The following is a 23,105-nucleotide window of genomic DNA, read 5'->3' as shown; positions in this document are numbered from 1 at the left end:
TTGGGGCGCCGGGCCCGGGCGAGCCCCTGGGCCGGCGCTGGGCCGGGCGGGATGGCGCCGGACGGCGCTGGGCCGGGCGAGATGGCACCGGGCTGAGCTTGGGACGCCGGGGCGAGTCCAACTACACCGGCTCGGGCTCCAAGCCCAGCTGCCGGTCCCGCGCCGCCTCCGCCTCGCGTCGCATCAGCCGGAACCACATGAACAGCACGAAGCCGGCGAAGACGAACCACTCCCCGGTGTAACCCAGGTTCTGGAACGCCTTGAGGTCCAGCCCACTGCCCTCGGGCGCGGCTGCGGGCACAGCCTTCAGCCCGCTGTCCGCATCGGCCAGCGTGACCCACGCGTCGTACACATCGTCCGGCACCAGGTTCACCAGCGAGGCCGCGCTGATCATCCCCAGCTGCCCGCCCGGCAGCCCGCCCGCCGTGTGCACCCCGTCCGTGCCCGGGGTCTCGGAGGCCTGCAGCGCCCCGGTCACGGTGACCTGGCCGACCGGCGCGGCCGGGACCGACTCGCCCTTGGGCAGCCAGCCGCGGACCACCGGGAGGGTCCGGCCGCCGTCGGTCTTGAGCAGCGTCAGCACATACGAGCCGCGCTCGCCGTCCAACTCCCGGTCCGGGGCGAGGAATTGCTTCCCGTACCGCCCGGTGGCCATCGCCTGCCGCCCCGACGTCTCCTTGTCGACGGGCAGCAGCGCGTCGAGGGGCGCGGCCTTCTGCTCACCCGGCGCCGGCTGCTGCTTGGCCTCCTCGTGCGTGTCGACGCGGTCCTCGAACTTGCCGAGCTGCCAGGAGCCCATGAAGACGCAGAAGGGGATCGCCAGCACGACGAAGATATTGATCCCCCACCAGCGGGGCGTCAGCAGGAACCGGTACACACCCCCACGGTACGGAATGTGCCCGCAGCCTCTCGGCCCACCCCCCTGCCCGACCCCGCCGGTCCCGGCAGCACCGTCCCGGCCAGGTCCCGACACCACCGTCCCGGCACTGTTGGTCCCGGCACCACCTCCCGGTCCCGGCTTCCACCTCCCGTCCCAGCCTTCGCGTCCCTGCCCGGTGCCCCTCCAGTCCCGGCGCGTCCACCCGGCCCTGGCGCCCTCCCAGGTCCCGGCGCCACGTCTCCGTCCCGCCACCTCTACGTCCCGGCACCTCCGCGTCCCCGCCCGGCACCGCCCCCGTCCCGGGCGCGCCCCCGCCCCGGCGCCGGCTCCTCCGCGCTGTATCCCTAGCCCAGGTCCGCCCCCTGCCCCAGGTGCTCCGCCGCGAAGGCGATCTCCAGCCGCACCTGCTTGATCCGCTCCTCCACCACCAGCGAGCCGTGCCCCGCGTCGTACCGGTACACCTCGTGCACCGTGCCGCGCGCCGCCAGCCGGTCCACATAGTTCTCGACCTGGCGGATCGGGCAGCGCGGGTCGTTGACCCCCGCAGAGATGTAGACCGGCGCCCGCACCGCGTCCACATACGTCAGCGGCGACGAGGCCTCGAACCGGTCAGGCACCTCCTCCGGGGTGCCGCCCAGCAGCGTGCGGTCCATCGCTTTCAGGGCTTCCATCTCGTCGTGGTACGCCGTGACGTAGTCGGCGACCGGAACCGCCGCCAGCCCCAGCGCCCACGCCTCCGGCTGGGTGCCGAGGCCGAGGAGCGTCAGATAGCCGCCCCAGGAGCCACCCGCCAGGATCAGCTTCTCCGGGTCCGCGAGCCCGGAGTCCACCGCCCACTCCCGGACCGCCGCGACGTCCTCCAGCTCGATCAGCCCGACCCGGTGCTTGAGCGCGTCCGTCCACTCCCGTCCGTACCCCGTCGAACCGCGGTAGTTGACCCGCACCACCGCGTACCCGTGGTCGATCCAGGCTGCCGGCCCAGCCGCGAAGGCGTCGCTGTCGTGCCAGGTGGGGCCGCCGTGGATCTCGAAGACGGTCGGCAGCGGACCCGTCGCACCCGCAGGCCTCTGCACCAGCGCATGAATACGACCCCCCGGTCCCTCCACCCAGGCGTCCTCCACCGGCACCGACTCCGGCGCCTTCATCCCGGGCGGATCGAGCACCACCCCGCCCGCGGTCGAGCGCACCTGCGGCGGCAGCGCGGCCGAGGACCACAGGTACTCCACCTCCCCGTCCGGCCGGGCCGTCGCGCCCGAGACTGAACCGGCCGGCGTCTGTATCCGCACCAGCGCACGCGTCGCCAGGTCGTACCGCCACAGCTCGCCCCGCGCCTCGAAGCTGTGCGCGACCAGCAGCCCGGTGCCGTCCGGATACCACTCGGCGTTCACATCGCCCGGCAGGTCGATCGCGAGATCGGTCTCCTCGCCCGACGCAACGTCCCAGATCATCGGCTCCCAGCGACCGCGCCGCTGATGCCCGATCAGCAGCCGGGTGTCGCCGTCCACCGGAGCGAAGCCGAGAACCTCCAGACCGAGTTCCTCCGTGCCCCCCTTCGTGTCGTCCAGCTCGGCCACCGGGGAGCCTCCCCCACCGCCTTCGGCGTGGGAGGTGCCCCCAATGCGCAACACCCGGAGCGCCGAGTGCATCGCGTCCCCGTGCTCGGTGTGCTCGATCGCGATCAGCGTCCCGTCGCGCGACAGGTCGCCGACCCCGGCCGATTGCCGGTGCCGGTATATCTCGACCGGCTCCGCACCGGTCCGTACGACATGGATCGTCGTGCCGCCCTCGTCGGTCGACCGGCCGACCACCGAGGTGCCGTCCCGGCCGATCGCCAGCCCCGCCGGGTACGAAGGCTCGAGCCCCGGCGCCGCGGGCTCGTCCTCCCCGCCGCCGAAGGGCTGCCGCATCCACACCCCGAACTCGTCCCCGTCGCTGTCCGAGAACCACCAGATCGACGAGCCGTCGGGGGAGAGCACCCCGTCTGTCGTGCCGTTCGGCCGGTCCGTCACCTGCCGCTGCTCGCCGGTCGCCCGGTCCCAGGCATACAGCTCATACGTCCCCGTGGCATTCGACACGAAGAGCGAGCGGTGCGGCGCGTCCTCCGCCCAGTCGGGCAGGGAGACGCGTGGCGCACGGAAGCGCTTCTCCCAGTCAGCCATGCCGGGCAGCTCGGTCGTGCCGGGCAGCTCCGGCGTGGAGTCAGTGATCTCAGTCATGACCCCATTCTGCGCCGGGCCCCCGACAATCCGTTCGCGCCGTCCTCAGCCTGTGGATAACTTCGTCTGCATGTACTCTCCGACCCCCGGGGACTGGCGCGAGGCCAACCGCTCCCGCTGGGACGAACGCGTTCCGATACATGTGGCGAGCGACTACTACGACCTGGACGCCTTCCGTTCGGGCAAGGACGTCCTGCGTGATTTCGAGGTCGCCGAGGTCGGTGACGTCACCGGCCGTACGCTCCTCCACCTCCAGTGCCACATCGGCCTGGACACCCTGTGCTGGGCCCGTCGCGGCGCCGCGCACGTCGTGGGCCTGGACTTCTCGGAGCCGGCCGTCGAGACGGCCCGCGGTCTGGCCGCGGAGCTCGGACTCGGCCCGGACCGCGCCGCGTTCGTCGCCGCCGACGTCTGCGACGCCGCCGAAGCCGTCCCCGACTCCTCGTACGACATCGCCTACACCGGCGTCGGCGCGCTGAACTGGCTGCCGGACATAACCCGCTGGGCCGAGACCGCCGCGTCCCTCGTCGCGCCCGGCGGTTTCCTCTATCTCGCCGAGTTCCATCCGCTCACCGACGTCCTGGACGATGCGACCGGCTCGCGGATCGTCAACGACTACTTCGCACGCGACGCCTGGATCGACCAGACGCCGGGCACGTACGCCGACTTCGACGCGGCGACCGTCCACAACCGCAGCGTCGAATGGCAGCACCCGATCGGCGAGGTCGTCTCCGCGCTGATCGCCGCGGGCCTGCGCCTGGACTTCCTGCACGAGCACGACATCTCGCTTTTCGGACGCTTCGGCACGCTCATGCGCCACGACGACGGCTACTACCGCTTCCCGGCCGACCGCCCGCGGATCCCGCTGATGTACTCGCTGCGCGTCTCGAAGGCTTGAGCGCCGAGGGGCCTGAGATCGAAGAGCCTGAGCATCGAAAGGCCTGATCAGTGCCGGCGCAGGGCCGATTGTCAGTGCCACCGTGCACACTTCCCGTATGACCGAACTGCGCAAGACAGTTGAGAGCTACTGGTCGGCTGCGGAGGCACGCGACTGGGCCGCGTTCGCGTCCACGCTCGGCGAGGACGTGCTCTACGACCTGCCGCAGACCCGCGAGCGGATTCACGGCAAGGAGAAGTACGTCCAGTTCAACCGGGAGTACCCGGGCGACTGGCACATACGCGTCCAGCGCATCGTCGCCGACGGCGACCAGGTCGTGACCTGGGTGCACGTCGTCGTGGGGCTGGAGGAGATGTATGCGATCACCTTCTTCACCGGCGACGAGGAGGGCCGGATCACTGCGATCACGGACTTCTGGCCCGAGGCGTACGAACCACCCCCCGGCCGCGAGCACTTGGTCGCGCGCTACTGAGAGGCCGACGGCAGCCGGATCACCGCGGTGCCACTCCTGAGGTCCACAGTCGCGGCCTACGAAAACGCCGCGCCGGCCCCGGTGATGTGTACGGCGATGGCTGCCGTGTAGCCGGGGTCCGTGGGCAGGTCGGCCAGCAACCAGTCGTCGTTCGCGGCCGGTTGGGACCCGGCCCCCACATAGGTGAGCGACAGATCCTCGTTCAGCCCGACGCCGGTCGCCTTCAACAGGGCTTCCTTACGGGTCCAGCAGCGGGAGAACGCGGCGGGCAGCTGTGCCGCCGGCAGCGCCGCCAGTTCCGTACGCTCCCGCGGGTGCAGCTGGGACGCGACGTCGGCGACCGTGTCGGGGTCGGGGACACGCTCGACGTCGACGCCGACCGGTGCCCCGGCCAGGGCGATCATCACCAGGCCGCTGGTGTGCGACAGCGAGAAGTGCACGGCGTTGCCGGGTACGACGGGCCGCCCGTGCGGGCCGCCGCAGTGGGCGCAGGGTTCGCGCGACAGCGTGACCGCTTCCGGGGCCTGCCCGAGCCGCTCGCCGAGCAGCCGGCGCAGCGCCACATGCGCCACAGCGTAGGCGTCTCGGTCGGCGTCCCGGAGGAAAGCGTCCAGCCGCGCGGACTCCTCCGCGTCGAGAAGGTGCCGGTGGGCCGCGGCGTCCGCGGCGTGGTCGGCGACCCGCCCCGACCAGAGCAGCTCCACGCCCGGCAGGGCCGCCGCGGTGTCACGGTCGGTGGGCGCCTCGCGGTCGCGGGGTGTCTCGCCGTCGTCATGCGGTGTGCGGTCGGTGGGTGTGTCGGTCGGCATGCTGTCCATGATCGGTGATCGCGCTCAGCTATGGAGGAGAATGCGGACCCGGGCACCCCAGGCGCGGTACGCCCGCTGAAACGGACCCCGAGCGGCCCTGAGGCGCGCCAAGGGTCTGACCCTCGCCGAGGATCAGACCCTTGAACAGCCGGACGAGCGCGTACGAGCCGCACGAGCGCGTACGAGCCGGACGGAACGGCTATCGGCGGATCAGATGTTGACGCCGAAGTCCTGCGCGATGCCGCGCAGCCCCGAGGCGTAACCCTGGCCGACCGCGCGGAACTTCCACTCCGCGCCGTTGCGGTAGAGCTCGCCGAAGACCATCGCGGTCTCGGTCGAGGCGTCCTCGCTCAGGTCGTAGCGCGCGAGCTCGGCGCCGCCGGCCTGGTTGATCACGCGGATGAACGCGTTGCGCACCTGGCCGAAGGACTGCTGACGGCTCTCGCCCTCGTGGATCGAGACCGGGAACACGATCTTGTCGACCTCGGGCAGCACGCCGGCGAGGTTGACCTTGATCTGCTCGTCGTCGCCCTCGCCCTCACCCGTGAGGTTGTCACCGGTGTGCTCGACGGAGCCGTCCGGGCTCTTGAGGTTGTTGAAGAACACGAAGTGCTGGTCGGACACGACCTTGCCGTTGGCGTCGACCAGCAGGGCGCTGGCGTCGAGGTCGAAGTCGGTCCCGGTGGTGCTCCGTACATCCCAGCCCAGGCCCACCACGACCGCGGTCAGGCCCGGGGCCTCCTTGGTGAGCGAGACATTGCCGCCCTTGGAAAGGCTGACACCCATGGAAATCCCCTGCGCAATCCGGCGCGGGCCGCGCCTCTTGACGATTCCTTTGCCCATGGGGGCAACGAGCGGCCGCAAGCCCTGGTTCCCGCGATCCCTCGTATGCCGCCCTCACCCTCCCCACCTGCTCCTTCTCGTCTCATCAGCACCTCATTGCGTCTTCTCGTCACATCGGCTCGGCTTCGTTCGTCATTGCTTATGACGGACCAAAACGAGGAGATCGTGGCCGATGGACGAGAACGACTGGCTGGCGGAGCGATTCGAGGCCAACCGCGCCGACCTCCGGGCGGTGGCGTACCGGATGCTCGGCTCGCTGAGCGAGGCGGACGACGCCGTCCAGGAGGCGTGGCTGCGGCTGAGCCGTTCCGACACCAGCGACGTGAACAACCTGAGCGCATGGTTGACGACGGTCGTCGGGCGGGTGTGCCTGGACATGCTCCGTTCCCGCAGGTCACGGCGCGAGGATCCCCTTGACGTGTACGTGCCCGACCCTGTCGTGAGCCGCGCCGACGGGATCGAGCCCGAGCAGGAAGCGCTGCTGGCGGACTCGGTCGGCCTCGCACTGCTCGTCGTACTCGACACGCTCGCCCCAGCCGAACGGCTCGCCTTCGTACTCCACGACATGTTCGCCGTGCCCTTCGACGACATCGCCGCGATCGTGGGCCGGACCCCGACGGCGGCCAGGCAACTCGCGAGCCGTGCCCGCCGCCGGGTCCAGGGATCGGCCACGGTCCCCGAGGCCGACCTCTCCCGCCAGCGCGAGGTCGTCGACGCCTTCCTCGCTGCTTCGCGCGGCGGCGACTTCGACGCCCTGGTCGCCGTCCTCGACCCGGACGTCCTGCTCCGCGCGGACTACGGCACTGTGCCGCTGGGCGTGTCCAAGCGGGTGCGCGGTGCGCAGGCGGTGGCCTCGCAGGCCCTGCTCTTCTCCAAGTTCGCCCGTTTCGCGAAGCCGGCCCTGGTGAACGGCGCCGCGGGTCTCGTCACGGCTCCCGACGGAAAACCGCTGGCGGTCATGGCTTTCACGGTCACGGACGGAAGGATCGTAGAAATCGACATCCTCGCCGACCCCGAACGCCTGCGCCGACTCGACCTGGCGTTCCTCGACGACTGACGGGCGGGCGGACCCGGCAGCTGGACACCTGGGACACCCAGGCTTCACAGACGGCTGCGACAACAGGAGAGTGTTGCAGCCGTCTGTGACCGAAATAGCCAGTTGGGACGCCTGTAACCAGTGGTCAGCAAGTGCGCCCGACGTACCATGCGCCGTCGATCGTGTCAGCCGATCCCAGCCAGGTGATGCCAGGGCCCACGCATCGCTCGTAGTTGGGGCCCCATACCTCCACTTCGATGACCACGCGCGAGCCGTCGCTCGTGCAGTGGTTGTAGTACGCGTCACTGGAGGTCGAGTAGAAGCCGCAGGGGTCGGCGGCCGCTGACGGCGCGGCGGCTGTGGACAGTCCGAGGATGAGGGTCACGGCACCGAGGACGGCCGGCAGGGAACGGCGAACGCTCATGGGTCAACTCCTTCTTGAGGGCGCGATGCCCGAGCACAGGATGAGTTGTGCACACGTAGAGCGTTCCAGTTCTCACTCTCGGTAGTAGTTGATCTAGCTCGTACGAATGAAGGACTTCACCAGATCGGGTTCGAATGCACCTGAACTGCGACAAACCCTCGTCTGGGCAGGGGCGAGAACGACCAAGTGCCCTGCTCGGCCAGCACGCACGACCCCGCTCGAAGATGCTCGGGCAAGCGCGTGCCCTTGTGTCACGGCGGCGGTCAGCGGCGCGGACCGGACCGGCGGGGAAGACTTATGGGGAAGACTTATCCGGTCTCATCCGCCCCCCCCCGCCCGGCACTGTGCGGCGCGGACGCGTCAGGCTGCGGCTTTGTCTGGACCATTGACAGGTTGCCCGTGTCCTCTCATTCTGAGAGCGCTCTCACGACTTCGTCAGCATCCACGCCCCCCACGAGGCAGAGGTCATGGACCGTTATCCCCAGCCACCCCACGCGTCCCCCAACAACTGCCGGCTCGCCCGTCAAACCCGGCTGCGTTCGCGCCGACTCGGGGTGGTCGCCGCGGCCGCCGCGGCGTTAATGCTCGCGATCACCCCCGCTTCCGCCGCGCCACGCGTCGAGAACTGGACGGGCAACTCCCCCTACTTCTCGAAAACTTCCGCGTCCGGCGGCACCGTCGGCGTGGTCACGATGTCCGGTGCCAACGACAGCAAGGCCCTGCGGATGCAGCTGGCCGCCCGCCCCGGCGTCGGTCCCGGCAACGGGGTGGAGATCACCAGCGACGACAAGACGTATCGCTATGGCACCTACGGCTCGCGTCTTCGCACCGCCGACTGCTCCGGACAAGGGCGCCTGGGCGTCGTCACCGGCACCTTCACCTATGCGTCCGACCATTCCGACGCCAATGGCAACGGACTTCCCGACAACGACGAGATCGACGTCGAGGTGCTCTGCGCCCAGCCGCATGTCATCTGGCTCACCCTGTGGACCGACTACAGCGACAGCACCGGCGCGGTAAGGAAGATCTCCCGCGCCATTGACATGCGTACGGGAACGGTTCTGTACAACTGTTACGTCACCACGCTCGGTGGGTCCTGCCAGAGCCCGCAGCCCGGCGAGAACAGCCCCGCGAGCGTCAAACCGATCGCCGGATTCAACTCCGCGACGCAGTTCCACACCTACATGTTCGACTGGCAGCCCGGTTCAGTGACGTTCTGGACGTACAACAACGACGGCACCAAGAACATCCTGTGGGACTACCGGGGCCCGGCCTCCCGTATCCCCGGCAAGCCGTCCGCTTTCATGCAGAACGTCTGGCACACCAACACCTGGGATCCGCTGGACGGACCCGCACGCGACCAGCCGCAGGCCGCGGTCAACGCGTACATCGACTCCACGACCCTGCCCCGGTGATCGTGCCCCTATCCCTCTGAACAAGGAGCGCCACGTGCCCGTCAAGCTGAGACGAAAGCTGCTGGTGCCGCTCATCGCGGCGATGCTGGGCGCCGCGGGACTGATGACGGTGGGCCCCACGGCACCCGCCGGAGCCTCCGAGGCCGAAGAAACCACCGAAGCCGCTGTCCCCGCGACCATCCCGCTCACCTTCACGAACAACTCCGGCCGCAGTGAACAGATTTACGTCTACAACATCGGGACCCGGCTCTCGACGGGTCAGCAGGGCTGGGCCGACGCGAACGGCACCTTCCACCCCTGGCCTGCCGGGGGCAATCCGCCCACCCCGGCGCCCGACGCCTCGATCGCCGGCCCGGCAAGGGGCCAGTCGAAGACCATCCGGATACCGAAGTTCTCGGGCCGGATCTACTTCTCGTACGGACAAAAGCTTATCTTCAAGCTGACGACGGGTGGCCTCGTACAGCCCGCGGTCCAAAATCCCAGCGACCCGAACAGGAACATCCTGTTCAACTGGTCCGAGTACACACTCAATGACTCCGGCCTGTGGATCAACAGCACACAGGTCGATATGTTCTCGGCTCCCTACGCCGTTGGCGTCAAACGCCCCGACGGAACCACCAAGAGCACAGGGCGTCTTAAGCCGGGCGGGTACAACGGCTTCTTCAACGCGCTCCGGGGCCAGCCGGGCGGCTGGGCCGATCTGATCCAGACCCGCTCCGACGGCACAGTGCTGCGCGCGCTGGCGCCCGGCCACGGGATCGCGTCGGGCGCTCTGCCCGCGAGCGTCATGAACGACTACGTGAACCGTGTGTGGAGCAAGTACTCAACCTCGACGCTGACGGTCACTCCGTTCGCCGACCAGCCGAACGTCAAGTACTACGGCAGGGTCTCCGGCAACACCATGAACTTCACCAACAGCTCCGGGGCGGTCGTCACCTCCTTCCAGAAGCCGGACTCGGACAGCATCTTCGGTTGCTACAAGCTGCTCGACGCCCCGAACGACCAGGTGCGCGGCCCGATCTCCCGCACGCTGTGCGCGGGCTACAACCGCTCCACGCTTCTGAGCAACCCCAACCAGCCGGACGCGAGTTCAGCGGGCTTCTACAAGGACGTGGTGACCAACCATTTCGCGCGGAAGATCCACGCGCAGATGGTGGACGGCAAGGCGTACGCCTTCGCCTTCGACGATGTCGGCGCCCATGAGTCGCTGGTGCACGACGGTAACCCGCAGCAGGCGTACATCACGCTCGACCCGTTCAGCTGATCACGCGGCTGACGGTCCAGCTGGGTGACGGTGGGCCACACGGCACAGCGGGTGCCCGGCGCGGAGCACCTCCTCGAAGTCCGCGGCCGTCGGCGTGCAGACGAACTCCACGGCCGTGCCGCGGCCTGTTGGGAGAAATTCCAAGATCTTCTCCCAGATGTCTCCCAGCGCGGCCCCGCACGCGAAACAGGCCAGGCGCCTACTCTTTTCAGTAGGTGCCTGACCTGGTGTTTTCTCTGTCGGGGTGGCGGGATTTGAACCCACGACCTCTTCGTCCCGAACGAAGCGCGCTGCCAAGCTGCGCTACACCCCGATGTCACCGACGTCGCGGCGACATCGATTACTTTAGCCCACCCGCGCCCGCAGGCGAAATCCGGTTTTCGCGCCCCCGCCAGGGCCCCATCCGGTGCCCACTTCGGTGCCCCGTCCCCGTCTCGGCCCCGCATCTCAGTCCCGCGCCGTCAGCGTCAGCAGCGTCGCCTCCGGCGGGCACGCGAACCGCACCGGGGTGTAGCGGTTCGTGCCGCAGCCCGCCGAGACGTGGAGGTATGAGACGTTCTCGCCGGACCGGTGGGTGGACAGGCCCTTCGCGCGGGCCGTGTCCAGGTCGCAGTTGGTGACCAGCGCCCCGTAGAAGGGGAGGCACAGCTGCCCGCCGTGGGTGTGGCCCGCCAGGATCAGCGGGTAGCCGTCCGCAGTGAAGGCGTCGAGCGTGCGCAGATACGGCGCGTGTACGACGGCCAGTGACAGGTCGGCGCCCGCTTCCGGGCCGCCCGCGACGAGGTCGTAGCGGTCGCGCTTGATGTGGGGGTCGTCCAGGCCGGTGAAGGCGAGTTCGTAGCCGTCCAGCTTCAGGTGGCCGCGGGTGTTGTTGAGGCCCACCCAGCCCGCCGCGTCGAAGGCGTCGCGCAGCCCCTCCCACGGGTTGTGGACCACGCCGACGGCCGGGGCGTTGCCGTTCAGGCCGTGCTGGCCCTGGGCCTTCTCGAAGAGATAGCGGGCAGGATTACGGAGCTGGGGGCCGTAGTAGTCGTTGGAGCCGAAGACGTACACGCCGGGGTATCCGAGCAGCGGGCCGAGCGCGTCCAGGACCTCCGGAACGGCCTCCGGGTCGGACAGGTTGTCGCCGGTGTTGACCACGAAGTCGGGGCGCAGGCCCGCGAGCGACTGGATCCAGGCGCGCTTCTTGCGCTGGCCGCTGACCATGTGGATGTCGGAGACCTGGAGTACGCGCAGCGGCCGCATCCCCTGCGGCAGCACCGGAACCGTCAGCCGTCGGAGGCGGAAGGAGCGGGCCTCGAAGCCGGCGGCGTAGGCGAGGCCGGCCGCGCCGACTGCCGTGATTCCCAGTGGTACTCCGTAGCGTGCGCGCATGCGCCCATCGTTGCAGACCCCGCAGGCCGGGGGAGGGGGTGGGCGGCCGCCGCGGGCACACCTTCCCGCAGGGGGAGCGCGAGCAGCAGGCCGAGCGAGATCCAGACGTACGTATTGCTGCCGAGGAAGCCGTCGACACCCGTGGCGTCCCAGCTCCACAGCCATACGACGCTGCTGCACAGAATCAGGTAGATCGCTACGGCCCACGTCAGCAGCCGCCGTCGCCTCGGGTCGTCCTTCCCGTGGCGCAGGCCGGCGTCCATGAGTACGGCGAGAGCCGGGAACAGCCAGACCAGATGGTGCACCCAGGTGACCGGGCTGATGAGACAGGCAGTGAGGCCGGTCAGGGCGAAGCCCGCCATCTCGTCGCCCGCGGCGACCGCGCGGCGTGCGCGCCACGCCCAGACGCACAGGAGCACGATCACGCCGACCGCCCACACCAGGCGGCTGGGGGCGCCCGGTTCCGAGAGCCGGGCCAGGACTCCCTGCCAGGACTGGTTGGAGACGTACGCGAGCGAACCGACGCGGTCCGTGTCCCACATCGCCTCGGTCCAGTACACGCGGGACGCTTCGGGGGCGGCCCACAGGGCCAGCAGCGTCGCGGTGACCGCGACGCCCGAGGCCGTGGCGGCGGCACGCCAGCGCCGGGTGACCAGCAGATAGCCGATGAAGATGGCGGGGGTGAGCTTGATCGCGGCGGCGAGGCCGATTCCCAGGCCCGCGAACCGCTCGCGGCCCGTGGACAGCAGCCACGCGTCGGTGAGTACGAGCGCCAGCAGCAGCAGATTGACCTGGCCGAAGCTGAACGTGTCGCGGACCGGCTCCAGCAGGACGAACAGACAGCCCGCAACGGCGAAGGCGAACCACCGGGACCAGCCCTGCCGGCGGACGGCGGCGCCGACCGTCCAGTACAGGATGGCGCCCGCCGCCGCGAGATTGAGCAGCGTGCTGATCGCGACGGCGCTCGGCCAGTCGACCAGGGTCATCGGCAGCATGCACAGGGCTGCGAACGGCGGATAGGTGAAGCCGTAGTGCGTCCCGGGCACCAGATACTCGTAGATGCTCCCGCCGTGCTTCCAGCTGTCGACGGTTCCGTAGTAGACGCCGAGGTCGAACCAGTCCCGGTGGAGCGGGACCGTCGCCAGGAAGAGCCCGACGGCAGCCGCGAGCCCCGTGACCAGGAGCAGCCGTCCGTGCGTGCTCGTCGGCAAGGTCATGCTCCCCCTCATGCGGGGCACCCCTTCATGCGGACTCTCTTTCATGCGGCGCTCCCCGATTCATGCGGCGCTCCCCGATTCATGCGGCGCTCCCCGATTCATGCGGCGCTCCCCGATTCATGCGGCGCTTCCCGGTTCACGTGGCGCTCGCTGGTTCACGCGGCGCTCGCCGATTCACGTGGTGCTCGCTGGTTCGTGCGAGACCGGCCGGTTCATGCGGCGGTCCCCAGCGGTCCGGACCCGGCGCGGGACGAGGCCCGTCCCGCGAGACGGTGCATGCACCACAGCGCGAGCACCGCGAGGATCCCGCCGAAGGTCGCCAGCGCCACCTGCGGCCCCTCCGGTGCGAAGCCATTGGGCAGCACGGCCAGGGCCAGTACGGCGCTCGCCACGGCGACCGCTCGGCGCACCGGCCTGTCGGGCCCGGCTGCGGCGATCAGGAACAGGCCCCACAGCACGTACCAGGGCCGTATCGCGGGTCCCAGGACGGCCACCGCGGTCAGGCTCAGCCCGAGTGCGTACACCGGGCGCAGCAGATGACGCCGCCAGGCGATCAGTATGGCTACGGTGGTGGCGGCCAGCCCCGCCAAGTGCCAGGCAGGGGCGGCGAATTGAGCCAGGCCGCTGCCCGCGCTCTCCAGCAGCGCGCCCGTCATCCGGCCGAGTGACGAGGTGATCGACCAGTTCTGCGGCGAGACCGGGGTGTCGAGGGCGGCTATCCACCCGTATCCCGTGCCCGCAACGGCCGTTGTCGCCGCCGTCGTCGCTGCGCAGACTCCGAGCACGGCCAGCGCGGCCTTCAGGCGCGGGGCCTTCAAAGGAGGGGTACGGCCCGCGAGATGGCGGCCCCAGAGCAGGGCGATGGCCAGTAGCCCCAGCGCGGCCGGGGCCTTCACCAGCGCGGCGAGGGTGACCAGTACGACGGCCAGGATCGGCCACCGGCCCAGCGCCGCCACCAGCCCCGCGCCCAGCAGCCCGAGCATGATCGCGTCATTGTGCGCCCCACCGACGAGATGCAGCAGCACCAGCGGGTTGAGCGCCCCGAGCCAGAGCGCGGTGGCGGGGTCAGCGCCGCAGTGCCGGGCCAGCGTGGGCAGACAGAGGACCATCACGGCGACCCCGAGCAGCGCTACCAGCCGCATGCCGAGGACCCCGGTGAACACCTCGGTACGGGAGAAGTCGGCTATAGCGGACGCGAAAGCGAGGAACAGCGGTCCGTACGGAGTCGGGGTGTGCTGCCACAGCGGCGCCACCTCGGCGTTCAGCGGCCCGCCGAGCCGGGAGGGCCCGTTCGCGTACACATCGATCTGCGCGTCGACCATCGCGCCCTGCGCGAGATAGCTGTACACGTCTCGGCTGAAAAGCGGCGGCGCCAGCAGCAAGGGCGCGGCCCACAGCCCGAGTGTGAGCAGCAGAGTGCGACGGCCCGGCGGCTCGGGACCGCGCACCCTTCGACCGAGCAGCGCCCAGGCAGCGACCAGCAGTACGAGTCCGAAGTACGCGGCGACCAGGCCGATCGCGGCCCGGCCGGACTCGGGGGCGAGCACATCCCGTACGGGTACCGCGCCCGCGGTCACGCCACCCGCGGCGAGCGTGGCAGAGCCCAGAAGCCCCAGCAGCTGGCAGCGGCGGGTGTCGAGGGGGACGGGGACGGCTGGCATCTGGGCAGACTGTCAACGGGCGGTGTCCTAAAGGCGACGCAGGCATCGCCATCGAGCGGCTGCCGTATGTCGGCCATATTACGAACGTACGGACGGCCACATACGGCGCGCCCTTCCACGGCGCCGCCAGGAAAATGCGCGGGCAGGGACGTCGCGGCACCTGACACACTTGGCCCATGACCACAGTCAAGCCTTCTTCATAGCCTCTTTGGTCGGGCTGCTGTCACGCGGTGGCTCTGAGCTGCACGCATTGCGGCCCCTGGTTGGCGGGTCGTGGTCCGCCCTAGGCTCTCGCTCATGACTGAGTGCGTGCAGGTGTACACAGCGACGGAGAGCCGTGAGGCAGCGGTGGCACTGGCCAAGGGTGCGACAGAGACACGTCTGGCTGCGGGTGCACAGGTGGTCGGCCCTGTCACCTCGGTGTTCTGGCACCTGGGCGAGTTCGGAGAGGGCGAGGAGTGGCAGGTGATCTTCAAGACAACGGCGGCTCGGTACCCCGAACTTGAAGCGCACCTGCTGGAGCACCACCCGTGGAAGAACCCCGAGATCAACGCGGTGCCCATCGTGGCGGGCTCTGCGGCCGGCCTGGACTGGATCGCCCGTAGCGTTGCCGAGTGATCACATGGCCGCGCGGTCCAGGAGTTCGGCGACGGGCGCGATCGTCCGGTGCGGCTGAAGCCTGAGCAGGAACTCGTTCGCGCGCTGTTGGGGCCGGACGGAGCCGATTCCGGTGGAGAGATCCATGGCCTTGGTGATCACTGTTGCTGACTGCTCGACTTCACCGGCGTCCAGGTACGCGTGTGCCAGCCAGGTGAGGTACAGCGACTTGTCGCGGGCGTGGGCATCGGAGAAGTCGGCCAGAGCTGCTTCGAGAGCGGGAACAGCTCGGAGCGGCCGGTGCAGCTCGGTCCAGCAGCGGCCCTTCATGATCTGGAGTTCGCGGGTGTCGACCCACGACGACCAGTCGGGCCCAGGACGGTCGCTGCCGTTGCCTGTCAACGCCTCTTCGGCCTGGCCGAGCGCCTGCTCGGTCTCCTTGGCCTGGCCCGCTTTGGCATGGGCCCAAGCGCGACGCTCAAAGAGAAGGGCCCGGACAGTCGGGGGTGCGTCCGCGCTGGCTGTCTCGCAGGATGCGGCAGCGGTTGCCACTCCAGACGTTCCGGTGCTGACCTGCTGGTATGCGAGGAACGCGAGAGAGTTGCCTGCCAGCGCCGCGTCTCGGGCTTCTGTCGCTGCCTGAAAGGCCTTCTCGTAGAGGGCTGATGCCTCGGTCTGACGGCCCGCGTCGAACGCTGCCCAGCCTGCCTGCTGCGCCTGCTCGGCCACCAGACTGAGGAGCTGTCGGCCGGTGGTCTCCGTGTACGAGGCGTTGCGCAACAGGTTCATCGTGGTGCCGAGCTCGGCGCGGTAGATGTGCCGGGTGTCGGCTCCGCCGAGTACGTCATCGAGGCTGCGGAGACGGATAGTGCGCCGCTGTAGGTGCTGCACCTGCCGCTGCCCGATGCGGCGGCCGGCTGTGGCTCCTGGCGTCATGGCCGCACTGGTGGCGATGCCTAGGGACGCTGCGAGGAACCTCCTGCGCTGCACTTCGTCTCCTTCGAGATCGACGGTTCCCAGATCATCGGTCTCCGGAACATCCGCAATTCTTGGGGCGACAGTCGCGAGGGGAGAGATCAGCTCCGGGCGGCTTGCGGGTGCGGGCGTTGATGCCTGCTCCCATGGGCGCGGTGCCATCCCAATCATGTGTCCGGGGATGCCCAGGGCGTCCGCGATGTACGCGATCTTCTCGTAGGTGGTGATCGCGCCGTCGCCTCGCGCCAGCTTCCCCACTCGTTCCGGCTTGATGTCGCACGCGTCGGCGATTTTCAGGAAGCTGATCCCGCCCCATTGCCGGGCCAGCTTGAAGACCTGCCCGAAGTCGTGCCGCTTCAGCGCGGCCTGCACATCGGTGCGGCCAAGAACATGGGCCGGTAACGCCGTTGGTGAGAGGGCTCCTGACACGCGCTTCCCCGAATCTGCCTGGGCACAAGGAATATCAGTGATTCTCCGCGCGGAGTTTACCCATCATGGGTACCCCTATCGCCGGGAATCGAAGAGGCGTTGAGACGCCCATCCTCTGAGGCATGCAGGAGCGACAGGATGCGCTGAACGGCCCGGAGATGGTGTGCCGATGGGCTCGCCATCCGCGGTGTGTCGGCCTGGCCCGCGTCGAGCTGCGCAAGGCGCTCGCAGCCTGGGGCCTGGCAGAGATTGAGGACACGGCTCTGGTCGTGCTCTCGGAACTGGTGACGAACGCGGTCCGGCATGCGCACGTTTCGCCGGGACGTGAGATCGAAACCCGCTTTCAACTGGCTGGCGAGGACCTCCGCATCGAGGTGCACGACGCCGCTGATGAGTGGCCTCACAAGCATGTCGTTGCCGGTGACTCGGAATGCGGCCGAGGGCTCGTTCTGGTCGGCGTGCTAGCGGACCGGTGGGGCGTAAGCGAACGCGGGGGAGTCGGCAAGGCCGTATGGGCTCTGATGACCGTCCCGCCTCAGGAGGGAGACCGTTGATGGACGGCACCCAGAAGCCTGTGGACGCTGGCGCGTTGGAGAGCCAGTCGGCGAGAACTCGCCCGGTGATGCGGTTCGCCGACTGGACGTTGAGCACGGACAAGCAAGGCAGCGGCCCTGTCTACGAGGCCGAATGCACGACATGCGGCGAGTCCTCCGACGCGGCGGAAACAAAGGACGAGCCCGAGCTTTGGTGCTTGCGGCACGCGGGCGCTCTCGGGCACACAGGCTTCCGCGGAATCACGACCGCGTTCTACCGTGCCGCTCTGGTCAACGCGCGAAGTGGTGGTGCGGACTCATGAGGCAGCGATTATGCGCCTTCGGAATCGTCGTCTTCTGGATCGCGGTCTATGTGCCGTTGGCGGTGATCAGTGATCCCTACTCGTCAGCCTTTTAGCGTCTGGTCTACGTAGGCCGGATGCAGGCCGGACCGCCCCCTTGGCCTGGAAGCATTCGGGGGCGGTCCGGGTTGGGGCGCAGATGCAACCCCGGTGCCGATGGTACCGGGGGCATCGTCGTGTCCATGATCGATGAGCCCTTTCATGGTCGGAGTTGAGCCAGCGACGGGGAAGGGACTGCAAGCGGATGCACGACCCAGAGGACGCGGATTTCGAGGGCGAGCCGTTCGATCCTGACGACGTGATGTGGGTGCGTGGGGTCGACTACGTGGCCGGCTGGCGTGATGCGGCGGATGTCGGCGCAGAGTTGGCGGCGGCGTTGGAGAGCGCGGGGTTCGACACGGCGGGACTCAAATGGCGGGCCGGGACGAACGTGGACGGGGCCGGGATGGTGCGGCTGGTGCTGTCGGCGGCAGCAGCTCACGACGTGGCGGCACTGGTGCGTGCTGTTGCTCGGCTTGGCAAGGCGAGTTGAGCCAGCAGTGATTTCTCCTAAAGGCCAGTGGAGTCTCGATGGCTGTATCAACGGGGCGCGCCATGCCGGCGCGCACGCTTTCCAGGTCTGTTGGTGTCGCTACGCGACCTGTCCGGGGCCGGTCATCAGGGTTCACGGCGGTGCGAGCGCTCGATGGAAGCTCAGCGCCGCTCCTTAGTGAACGACGATGAACGCGCCTGACTGAGCTCGGCCTGGCGCGGCGATCACGGCTCCGCCCGCTTGCTCCCCTGATTGACCGAGGCGGACCCTTGCACCTGGCACGGCTGTGGCACGCGCCATCCTTCGTTCGGTAGGACTAAGGCGTGGCCTACGCCGTGGTGGCAAGCAGGGAGTAGGTCGAGTTCGCAACTTCCTAGGCTGGCAGCTTACTTGGCGCCGGATTTCAGGTTCGGGCTTCCTCTGGGATGCTGAGTCGTTATCCTGCCCGATGTAGGCCCATGAGGGCGGTAATCGCACCATTGTTCCTATCCGGGAGATGGCTTGAAGGTGCTCGTCGGCGCGTTGAGCCTTGCGCTAGCGGTCGTGATTCTGCAGGCTTGGCTCAAATTTGTTTCGCGTGAGCCGCCACCCGATCCAAGTAGGCCGTCAGGCCGAAAAAGACACGCATTCAAGATTGAAGACGCAGTCTGGTGGATCGATTGGGTAGTAACCGCGTCGATTGCACTGGTTGTCCTTGTCTTGACCGCCAGTCATAATGAGAAACCTACTGCCACGATCCAAGTCGGCATTGGTTTTGCAGTCCTATTCCTTGGCTACAGCGTAATTCCGGTGTTCGTTCGTCAGATCTGTTACGACGGGAATGGGAAGATCAAGAGTTGGAAGCATGTCGCAGTGTTGAATCTCATCGGCATGGGTATCCTTCTCTCATCCGCGGCAGCAGGGGCGAACGTCAATGGATCATGAGAACGGTGAGGCGGGGCCTGATGTAGCGCCTGGTGGCTCGCATGAGCGGTCGAAGGACATCGGTGCCATTGTAGGAGCTGGCGCAACGGGTGTCGCATCTATTGCGTCAGTGGTCACGTCTATTGGTCTGAGTGCGGGCGGTATCACTTTGGCTGCGGGGGCTGCTGTGGCAGGAGCAGCCACTGCCATCGCTAAATGGCGAAGCAAAAAAGCTGACCAGTAATTCTGCCGCCCATGATCGGTGTCGGCCGAGCCTCGCATAGTGCAGCGCATCACAGGTCACGGGACCGGAGTTGGCGCAGCAAACAAGGGACAGGCTTCCGCACCTGTCTAGGGCAGCAGGCTGCCTGCTGGCCACTCAGCCTGGGAATCACTGATCGCTGATGCACGGTTCCAGCGTTGAGCTGCAGAACCACTGGTCTACGGACTGGCTACCGGCCGCTGCGCTGTGACCTGTATTGACCCTGGTTCACCGCCCGCCAGTTCTGGAACTAGTTCGATGGGCTCCTGTCGTTATTGGTCGTTGTTCGACACCCGTGTGCATCCTCGGACGACCCACGCACGGCCCCGCCCGGATGGAACGTGATCCGTATGACGCCCTTCTTGGAGAAGGTCGTTCGTGAACGGTTGCGCTTCTGGCGCTCGCGCCCATGATGGCCGAGTCACGTGCCTGCCGACCTGCTCCCTTCGATGCGAACTACCGGCGGGATGGTTCTGAGGGCTGGCGACGAAGTCGATCCCGAGCGTTCGTTCGGTCCACCCGCCGAACGGGGCCGGGTGACGTCACGCTGATCGTCGATGTGGCCTGGCAGCGTAGATAGGCTTGGCCGACTACGACACGCATATGACCTCAAGGCAGAGCGGCTTGGGATGCCGCACAATTTCTCCATGATTAAGTGGCTGTCCAAGCTTCGTAAGCGAGGCCCCCAGTTCCCTTCACTGCCAGCCGTCGCTGAAGAATTCCACCGAGATGCCGATAGACAGCAAGAATTGGCTGAGAGTCTTAGCGCAAGAAGTGGTACCCTTATCGGCTTTGCGGGGGTAATTGCTGCTCTCATCGTTCGTCAGAAGGAACAGCCCACGGATTTGGAGAAGTGGGCCCTGGTTTTCGCAGCCACTGCTGCGGCCGCAGCAGCAGTGGGAGCTCTGCACCTACCGACAAAATCGTCTCTGGACCCTATGCGGTTGCGCGAGTACATGGCCACCGAAGGCGAGCACGCCCGCCTCCAAATTCTTGACACCCGAATTTTCCTATATAAGCGCAGCCAGGAGCGTTTGCGTCGGAGGTACTACGCTTTGTGCCTCACTGTCGCGTTGCTGTTGGTAGCCCTGGCACTTCTGTGCTGGAGTGCTTGGACGCGATGAACGACCATAGTTGATGGCTGCTTTGTAAGCCTGGCGCCGATCACAGGCCGGTCTTGGCTGGTCAACAGGCGGACAACAGCGCTGACCTGTCGGCGCTTGCCTGCACCGCCTCACACCCCAATTGACCGTGGCTGACCACTCGATCTCGCACGGATCTGGCACGGCGACGTCGCCGACACCTGCCTTGTAAGTTCGCCCGGGCCGCCGTTGCACCTGGACGCGCCATGGGCAACGGTGCCGCCTACAGCCGCTCAATGCTGTTGCTGCTGTCCTTCCGTGCGACGCGTGAGGGACGGCGCGCGCCGGTCGGGCGGCAGGACAAGACTGTGATGGGACCTTTGGCCGGGCTCCTATGAGGTCACAGACGCCCGACCGGCCGCGCACGGGGCGGCACCGCCCAGGACGGCCGACAGATCATCAACAGGACAGCCGGACGGCGTCGGTCAGACGGAGAGTCAGGCCCCCAAGGCGGCACCACCGACATCCTCACAGTCAGCCGTGGATGTCAGCCACGCGGTGTTTCAGGCGGCCTTCTAGGTGCCAACCCTTCACCTGAAGTCACGAACCCCGCTCACCGCAGCCAACACTTTCAAGCAAAGATCACCTTTATACCATTAACACCACTCCGCTGCCCTCATTTCCCGGAAAGAACCGTCCGTGACGCCGCTCGGACTTTACTCTCACCAAGGAGAGAGAGGGAGAATTATGATCTTGCGCGAGTTCCTGTATGTGGACACTGACAAAGTTCGGGCGATGCTCGCGCAGCTTGATGGAGGCGTAGCCGAGGAGGAACACGAGACAGATCGAACGGAGAAGAGGAGTACCGTTGGTCCGAGAACCCTTGCGCAGCATTTCCAAGGTACGGGAAATGAAAGATCCACACATAAATCCATGGGGGATTCGACCTTCCCCATGCTTGAAGCGGCACTAGAGTCAGAATCCCTGCTCAAAGACATCTCTGAAGAGGCCGCAGATATCACTCAATGGAATAGTGGCGAACTGAGGCGCACCACGCCTCCCGGATCTCTGGTCAGAATTTCAGCACCAGGATCGCTCTTCGACTCCCGCTACATGGCTTCCGTCTTCGCGGGGTTCGCTGCCGCCAACCTTGGGCTGCAAGGCATTAGCGGCCCTCCCGCACAGCGTGTGGTTCCCCCGGGGAAGAAGAAGCAACAGTCGCCCCGACCTCGCGGTAGCGACGCGACTCCGCTGCAGCCTCAGCTTGAGGACATGATCCCCGACTTCGTCATGTCGGATGACGAGGGCGGAACGCTTGATGGTTTCTCGATGCGAGCCATGGTCCGGGTTGCGCGCGGAATGTACACCCCGGGCCTGCATATGAACCTCTCCCCCGTGGAGTCCGCCGACCCTCTGATTAGCTGTCGCCTCCAAGAGGGGCGGCAATATCTAGACACCGAGGCGGATATCCTATTCGCGCGGTACGGCACGGACGTCCAGGAGTGGACCTTGGTGGGCAGCGTGGGCCACTATGGCTCGCAGGACACAACGCTGCCGGACCCGGATTTCGTGGACCGGAATGGCGTTGTATCTCGTGGAGCATTCTCGAGCTACATCAATGCCACACTCCGCCATGTAGGCGGTCTAGGCTTTCTGGACATGCCTAAGTATCCGGGACTCTCCATGATCCCGTTTGCGGTTTACCGATCGATTCCTCGGTTCCCGGGGGCTCTCGTCGCATCCACGTAACCGCGGTCGGCGGAGCGGGTTTGGCCGGTGTCCTGCCCGGTTTGGGGTCGGGCATGATCAGGGGGCCGTACGCTTGCCAGCTACTCGGGCAGGCTTCACCCCTGCCCGCAATGTGACCGAGTGGCCCCCTGGTCTTGCTCGACACGGGACCCGAACCGGGGAGGTGGCTAGAGCCGTGGAGCCGACCCCCAGCCACAGCCGGCCTCTCCTCCTCAGCCAAGTTGGCTCGCTCTAGTCGCGCGACCGGCGGAGCCGGGGACGGAGCGGGGCGGAGACAGGAGCGGCGTCCCCGGCGGTGAGCCGGGGAGCGCGCGGCGAGCGGAGCGAGCCGCCTTGAGTAAGTGCAGAAGGTTTGGACCGATCCGGGGCTGTTAGCTGCGGACGGCGCGGAGCGTGCGGGGGCTGTCGGCCGTGATGCGGTAGGAGAGTTGGGCCTGACTGCCGCTGGTGCGCAACTCTTCGAGGAGCAGGGGCTGGTTGTCGGTGCCGTGAGTAATGCGCGTCGTGTGAATGACCGGAGTGGCGTCGGGGAGCTCCAGGGCGCTGCGCTCGTCAGCCTGGGGCATGCGCGCGCGTACGGTCTCGGACCAGGTGAGCTTGTGGCCGGCGGTCGCGAGGGCGGCGTAGATATCCTCCAACGCGGTGTCCGGGGCCTCGGCGAGGGCAGGCACGTTCTCTGCGGTGGCGAACGGGATCAGCACGCGGTGGAGGGCCCGGGTCTGGGTGACCTGGTGGACCAGCACACGGTCGACGCCGAAGAGCGCTTCCCCTTCGCTGAGTTCGAGTAGCGGGCCAGTGGTGTCGGTGGTCGTGGTCCGGTAGACGGTCGGTTCCTGTGCCTGTTCCCACGGGGTGGCATCGGGGGCGTAGGTCTTGCCGGTGCGAGTGATTGACCGGTCGATCGTGAGCGGCGGCGTCGGCGCGCCCTTCACGAAACTCCCTTTCCCGTGCCGCACTTCGATGAGCCCTTCGGACCGTAGCGCCGCGATGGCATTGCGCACGGTTGGGCGGCTGACCTCGTAGCGCTCAATCAGCTGAGACTCCGAGGGGAGCGGAGCGCCCGGCGGGAAGTCCCCGTCCGCGATGCCTTGCCTGATGGCGGCGGCGACCTGCTGGTACAGCGGTCCGGGGCGCTCGATGCCTGCCATGTCTGTGGGCCTTCCGCTCGTGGA

General features: G+C 67.7%; 21 protein-coding genes and 1 tRNA gene. 11 read left to right on the top strand and 11 right to left on the bottom strand.

Features of this window, described 5'->3' with window-relative positions; translation table 11 throughout:
- Nucleotides 1-121: 121 nt before the first annotated feature.
- Nucleotides 122-877, bottom strand: a complete 756-nt coding sequence (locus tag ACFYWY_RS19100; protein WP_389187599.1) for an SURF1 family protein — start codon at nt 875-877, stop codon at nt 122-124.
- 347 nt (nt 878-1,224) lie between these two features.
- Complete coding sequence (locus ACFYWY_RS19095; protein ID WP_389187596.1) at nt 1,225-3,096, bottom strand: prolyl oligopeptidase family serine peptidase; 1,872 nt, start codon at nt 3,094-3,096, stop codon at nt 1,225-1,227.
- 70 nt (nt 3,097-3,166) lie between these two features.
- Here ACFYWY_RS19095 and ACFYWY_RS19090 point away from each other — a divergent pair, with 70 nt between their 5' ends.
- Together ACFYWY_RS19090 and ACFYWY_RS19085 are read left to right on the top strand one after the other, a co-directional pair.
- The gene (locus ACFYWY_RS19090) at nt 3,167-3,994 is read left to right on the top strand and encodes a class I SAM-dependent methyltransferase (RefSeq protein ID WP_389187593.1); all 828 of its coding nucleotides are present in this window, start codon (nt 3,167-3,169) and stop codon (nt 3,992-3,994) included.
- A 97-nt stretch (nt 3,995-4,091) separates the two neighbouring features.
- Nucleotides 4,092-4,466 carry a nuclear transport factor 2 family protein gene (locus ACFYWY_RS19085; RefSeq protein ID WP_389187590.1) on the top strand — a complete coding sequence of 125 codons (375 nt, stop codon included), beginning with the start codon at nt 4,092-4,094 and terminating at the stop codon, nt 4,464-4,466.
- A gap of 56 nt (nt 4,467-4,522) precedes the next feature.
- Here the strand turns inward: ACFYWY_RS19085 and ACFYWY_RS19080 are convergent, their stop codons facing one another.
- Both ACFYWY_RS19080 and ACFYWY_RS19075 read right to left on the bottom strand, forming a co-directional pair.
- The gene (locus ACFYWY_RS19080) at nt 4,523-5,275 is read right to left on the bottom strand and encodes a 4'-phosphopantetheinyl transferase family protein (protein WP_389187587.1); all 753 of its coding nucleotides are present in this window, start codon (nt 5,273-5,275) and stop codon (nt 4,523-4,525) included.
- Between the two features lie 210 nt (nt 5,276-5,485).
- Nucleotides 5,486-6,061, bottom strand: a complete 576-nt coding sequence (locus tag ACFYWY_RS19075; protein WP_307662034.1) for a TerD family protein — start codon at nt 6,059-6,061, stop codon at nt 5,486-5,488.
- Between the two features lie 229 nt (nt 6,062-6,290).
- On the opposite strand from ACFYWY_RS19075, the gene sigJ reads away from it, so the two are divergent.
- A complete protein-coding gene (sigJ, locus tag ACFYWY_RS19070) occupies nt 6,291-7,175 on the top strand; it encodes an RNA polymerase sigma factor SigJ (protein WP_389187582.1) in 885 nt (294 codons plus the stop codon).
- Between the two features lie 124 nt (nt 7,176-7,299).
- Here sigJ and ACFYWY_RS19065 read toward each other — a convergent pair whose 3' ends face one another.
- Nucleotides 7,300-7,578, bottom strand: coding sequence for a DUF6355 family natural product biosynthesis protein (locus tag ACFYWY_RS19065; protein WP_389187579.1), 279 nt, complete (start codon nt 7,576-7,578; stop codon nt 7,300-7,302).
- Between the two features lie 467 nt (nt 7,579-8,045).
- On the opposite strand from ACFYWY_RS19065, the gene ACFYWY_RS19060 reads away from it, so the two are divergent.
- On the top strand, nt 8,046-8,993 hold the full coding sequence (locus ACFYWY_RS19060) for a glycoside hydrolase family 16 protein (protein ID WP_389187576.1): 948 nt from the start codon (nt 8,046-8,048) through the stop codon (nt 8,991-8,993).
- Between the two features lie 103 nt (nt 8,994-9,096).
- Nucleotides 9,097-10,257 carry a glycoside hydrolase family 64 protein gene (locus ACFYWY_RS19055; protein ID WP_389188015.1) on the top strand — a complete coding sequence of 387 codons (1,161 nt, stop codon included), beginning with the start codon at nt 9,097-9,099 and terminating at the stop codon, nt 10,255-10,257.
- 239 nt (nt 10,258-10,496) lie between these two features.
- Here the strand turns inward: ACFYWY_RS19055 and ACFYWY_RS19050 are convergent.
- From ACFYWY_RS19050 to mptB, 4 genes are all read right to left on the bottom strand, one after another.
- Nucleotides 10,497-10,570: transfer RNA gene (locus ACFYWY_RS19050), tRNA-Pro, on the bottom strand.
- Nucleotides 10,571-10,704: 134 nt separating this feature from the next.
- Complete coding sequence (locus tag ACFYWY_RS19045; protein ID WP_389187573.1) at nt 10,705-11,631, bottom strand: metallophosphoesterase; 927 nt, start codon at nt 11,629-11,631, stop codon at nt 10,705-10,707.
- The gene (locus ACFYWY_RS19040) at nt 11,526-12,848 is read right to left on the bottom strand and encodes a glycosyltransferase 87 family protein (RefSeq protein ID WP_389187570.1); all 1,323 of its coding nucleotides are present in this window, start codon (nt 12,846-12,848) and stop codon (nt 11,526-11,528) included. The genes ACFYWY_RS19045 and ACFYWY_RS19040 overlap by 106 nt, the downstream gene beginning before the upstream one ends.
- Before the next feature lie 212 nt (nt 12,849-13,060).
- On the bottom strand, nt 13,061-14,509 hold the full coding sequence (mptB, locus tag ACFYWY_RS19035; RefSeq protein ID WP_389187567.1) for a polyprenol phosphomannose-dependent alpha 1,6 mannosyltransferase MptB: 1,449 nt from the start codon (nt 14,507-14,509) through the stop codon (nt 13,061-13,063).
- A gap of 297 nt (nt 14,510-14,806) precedes the next feature.
- Between mptB and cutA the strand changes: the two genes are divergently transcribed.
- Complete coding sequence (cutA, locus tag ACFYWY_RS19030) at nt 14,807-15,127, top strand: divalent-cation tolerance protein CutA (RefSeq protein ID WP_389187564.1); 321 nt, start codon at nt 14,807-14,809, stop codon at nt 15,125-15,127.
- Here cutA and ACFYWY_RS19025 read toward each other — a convergent pair whose 3' ends face one another.
- Nucleotides 15,128-16,510, bottom strand: a complete 1,383-nt coding sequence (locus ACFYWY_RS19025; RefSeq protein ID WP_389187561.1) for an XRE family transcriptional regulator — start codon at nt 16,508-16,510, stop codon at nt 15,128-15,130.
- Between the two features lie 122 nt (nt 16,511-16,632).
- Between ACFYWY_RS19025 and ACFYWY_RS19020 the strand changes: the two genes are divergently transcribed.
- From ACFYWY_RS19020 to ACFYWY_RS19000, 5 genes are all read left to right on the top strand, one after another.
- Nucleotides 16,633-17,064 (top strand): ATP-binding protein, encoded by a 432-nt coding sequence (locus ACFYWY_RS19020; protein WP_389187558.1) that lies wholly within the window; start codon nt 16,633-16,635, stop codon nt 17,062-17,064.
- Nucleotides 17,064-17,366, top strand: a complete 303-nt coding sequence (locus ACFYWY_RS19015) for a hypothetical protein (protein ID WP_389187555.1) — start codon at nt 17,064-17,066, stop codon at nt 17,364-17,366. The genes ACFYWY_RS19020 and ACFYWY_RS19015 overlap by 1 nt, the downstream gene beginning before the upstream one ends.
- Nucleotides 17,367-17,649: 283 nt before the next feature.
- Nucleotides 17,650-17,937, top strand: a complete 288-nt coding sequence (locus ACFYWY_RS19010; protein ID WP_389187553.1) for a hypothetical protein — start codon at nt 17,650-17,652, stop codon at nt 17,935-17,937.
- 501 nt (nt 17,938-18,438) lie between these two features.
- Complete coding sequence (locus ACFYWY_RS19005) at nt 18,439-18,861, top strand: hypothetical protein (RefSeq protein WP_389187550.1); 423 nt, start codon at nt 18,439-18,441, stop codon at nt 18,859-18,861.
- A 2,076-nt stretch (nt 18,862-20,937) separates the two neighbouring features.
- Nucleotides 20,938-21,933, top strand: coding sequence for a hypothetical protein (locus ACFYWY_RS19000; RefSeq protein ID WP_389187547.1), 996 nt, complete (start codon nt 20,938-20,940; stop codon nt 21,931-21,933).
- A gap of 371 nt (nt 21,934-22,304) precedes the next feature.
- On the opposite strand, the gene ACFYWY_RS18995 is transcribed toward ACFYWY_RS19000, so the two are convergent.
- A complete protein-coding gene (locus ACFYWY_RS18995; protein ID WP_389187544.1) occupies nt 22,305-23,081 on the bottom strand; it encodes a GntR family transcriptional regulator in 777 nt (258 codons plus the stop codon).
- Nucleotides 23,082-23,105 lie beyond the last annotated feature (24 nt).

The organism is Streptomyces sp. NPDC002870 (assembly GCF_042888505.1).
GTDB lineage: Bacteria > Actinomycetota > Actinomycetes > Streptomycetales > Streptomycetaceae > Streptomyces.
This window is presented reverse-complemented; position numbering and strand designations above follow the sequence as displayed.

What these genes read in the sequence shown, in the direction of transcription:
- ACFYWY_RS19095 (WP_389187596.1), bottom strand. Translation starts at nt 3,096, where the DNA reads ATGACTGAGATCACTGACTCCACGCCGGAGCTGCCCGGCACGACCGAG.
- ACFYWY_RS19090 (WP_389187593.1), top strand. Translation starts at nt 3,167, where the DNA reads ATGTACTCTCCGACCCCCGGGGACTGGCGCGAGGCCAACCGCTCCCGC.
- ACFYWY_RS19085 (WP_389187590.1), top strand. Translation starts at nt 4,092, where the DNA reads ATGACCGAACTGCGCAAGACAGTTGAGAGCTACTGGTCGGCTGCGGAG.
- ACFYWY_RS19080 (WP_389187587.1), bottom strand. Translation starts at nt 5,275, where the DNA reads ATGCCGACCGACACACCCACCGACCGCACACCGCATGACGACGGCGAG.
- ACFYWY_RS19075 (WP_307662034.1), bottom strand. Translation starts at nt 6,061, where the DNA reads ATGGGTGTCAGCCTTTCCAAGGGCGGCAATGTCTCGCTCACCAAGGAG.
- sigJ (WP_389187582.1), top strand. Translation starts at nt 6,291, where the DNA reads ATGGACGAGAACGACTGGCTGGCGGAGCGATTCGAGGCCAACCGCGCC.
- ACFYWY_RS19065 (WP_389187579.1), bottom strand. Translation starts at nt 7,578, where the DNA reads ATGAGCGTTCGCCGTTCCCTGCCGGCCGTCCTCGGTGCCGTGACCCTC.
- ACFYWY_RS19060 (WP_389187576.1), top strand. Translation starts at nt 8,046, where the DNA reads ATGGACCGTTATCCCCAGCCACCCCACGCGTCCCCCAACAACTGCCGG.
- ACFYWY_RS19055 (WP_389188015.1), top strand. Translation starts at nt 9,097, where the DNA reads ATGACGGTGGGCCCCACGGCACCCGCCGGAGCCTCCGAGGCCGAAGAA.
- ACFYWY_RS19045 (WP_389187573.1), bottom strand. Translation starts at nt 11,631, where the DNA reads ATGCGCGCACGCTACGGAGTACCACTGGGAATCACGGCAGTCGGCGCG.
- ACFYWY_RS19040 (WP_389187570.1), bottom strand. Translation starts at nt 12,848, where the DNA reads ATGACCTTGCCGACGAGCACGCACGGACGGCTGCTCCTGGTCACGGGG.
- mptB (WP_389187567.1), bottom strand. Translation starts at nt 14,509, where the DNA reads ATGCCAGCCGTCCCCGTCCCCCTCGACACCCGCCGCTGCCAGCTGCTG.
- cutA (WP_389187564.1), top strand. Translation starts at nt 14,807, where the DNA reads ATGACTGAGTGCGTGCAGGTGTACACAGCGACGGAGAGCCGTGAGGCA.
- ACFYWY_RS19020 (WP_389187558.1), top strand. Translation starts at nt 16,633, where the DNA reads ATGCAGGAGCGACAGGATGCGCTGAACGGCCCGGAGATGGTGTGCCGA.
- ACFYWY_RS19015 (WP_389187555.1), top strand. Translation starts at nt 17,064, where the DNA reads ATGGACGGCACCCAGAAGCCTGTGGACGCTGGCGCGTTGGAGAGCCAG.
- ACFYWY_RS19010 (WP_389187553.1), top strand. Translation starts at nt 17,650, where the DNA reads ATGCACGACCCAGAGGACGCGGATTTCGAGGGCGAGCCGTTCGATCCT.
- ACFYWY_RS18995 (WP_389187544.1), bottom strand. Translation starts at nt 23,081, where the DNA reads ATGGCAGGCATCGAGCGCCCCGGACCGCTGTACCAGCAGGTCGCCGCC.